The following is a 373-nucleotide window of genomic DNA, read 5'->3' as shown; positions in this document are numbered from 1 at the left end:
CGGAAGACCTCTTTTCCTAGCCTAACAAATGATAAAACGCGTCGGTCTTTTACAGAATTTGCCTGAAAGTGACGGTGCCAACCGTTATGTTCTGCAATTATTCCAAACCACCAATAGACCATAAAAGCGAGCAGACCAATGAGTAGTAGAATGTCGAATCGTTTAGGGTCATGAGTGCGGCTTTGGCGTAAGCCAAAACCGTATTGTGGGCTTTTTAAATCACGGAATGTTTCTTCAATTTGCATGCGTTTGGTGTAGAGCCTGACGATACATCGAGATGAAAATATGTTTGTTGGGATATTAGTCGCCAGCAGCCAAGGTTCTAGTGCTGACTTCTTATGGACTGCCTGGGCGGAGAAGTGCTCTCGACCTT

The 373-nt window shown here is 44.8% G+C and carries 1 protein-coding gene; it reads right to left on the bottom strand.

Going from position 1 to position 373, the window contains the following annotated elements; all coding sequences use genetic code 11:
- On the bottom strand, nucleotides 1–373 hold a 373-nt coding region (locus EIZ48_RS28900), incomplete at both ends, for an IS4 family transposase (protein WP_160658822.1).

Source organism: Photobacterium alginatilyticum, from assembly GCF_009910675.1.
GTDB lineage: Bacteria > Pseudomonadota > Gammaproteobacteria > Enterobacterales > Vibrionaceae > Photobacterium > Photobacterium alginatilyticum.
This window is presented reverse-complemented; position numbering and strand designations above follow the sequence as displayed.